The organism is Butyricimonas hominis, from assembly GCF_014287455.1.
GTDB lineage: Bacteria > Bacteroidota > Bacteroidia > Bacteroidales > Marinifilaceae > Butyricimonas > Butyricimonas muris.
In genome coordinates this window covers 1-832 of the sequence record NZ_JACOOH010000054.1, presented here as the reverse complement: position 1 = coordinate 832, position 832 = coordinate 1, and the positions used below count along the sequence as shown (strand labels likewise).

Sequence of the window (832 nt, the reverse complement as noted above, 5' to 3'; positions counted from 1 at the left end):
CGTGAAAAGAGCCGTTGGAAACCCGCACAAGCGTATTGCAAGCAAGCTCACAACACCCTTGCCTTTCCCGCCCGCATGGAGTGTTCCCTAAAAGATGAAAGAGAACAGGCACTTTTCCCCGGTTTCCCTATCTGTAAATCTTCCTCTTACGCAGTCCCCCAGCCGGGACAGTCGTTTTAATCATTTCAATAGGCAAAGGTAGTTACGTGTTCTTCACGATTTTGCAAGGTCGAGCCGTTCCGGTTTGGCGAAAAAATCTTCCCTGCCTTGCGAGGTATTTTTTGCCCAAAACCTTGCAAACTCTAAACACTACCCTTTTACGCCTATGTGAAACGAAAACGACCGACCCGACCGGAAGACGCATAAAAAAAAAGTCGGATTTACGGGAAACAGGAAAAAAATTCAGTGAAACTTCAACTCCCTCACCTCTCAAATCCGCATAAAATTAAAAACTTAAAAATTACAGCAATATGGAAGCAAAGGTATTATCGGAAGCAAAAGTTTATGTAGGCACTTATGCCAAGTACAACAACGGTTCATTGTCCGGCGCATGGCTCGACCTTTCGGACTATTCGGACAAGGAAGAATTTTATGAAGCCTGCCGGGAACTTCACAAGGACGAGGAAGATGCGGAATACATGTTTCAGGACTGGGAGAACGTGCCGGAGGGCTTAATCGACGAAAGCTGGATTTCTGAAAACTTCTTCGCCTTGCGTGATGCGGTGGAGGATTTGAGCGACACCGAGCAGGAAGCCTTTTTCGTGTGGTGCAACTATAAAAGCCATGATTTGGGCGAGGAAGATGCGGACGACCTTGTACGTGATTTCCGGGA

At 46.8% G+C, this 832-nt stretch carries 2 protein-coding genes; both read left to right on the top strand.

What is annotated here, in order from left to right; translation table 11 throughout:
* Positions 1-180: hypothetical protein (locus H8S64_RS22445; protein WP_118047962.1), on the top strand; the 180-nt coding region annotated here is incomplete at its 5' end.
* Positions 181-470: 290 nt separating this feature from the next.
* Positions 471-832, top strand: a 362-nt coding sequence (locus H8S64_RS22185; RefSeq protein ID WP_133302561.1) for an antirestriction protein ArdA, incomplete at its 3' end; no start/stop codon positions are given.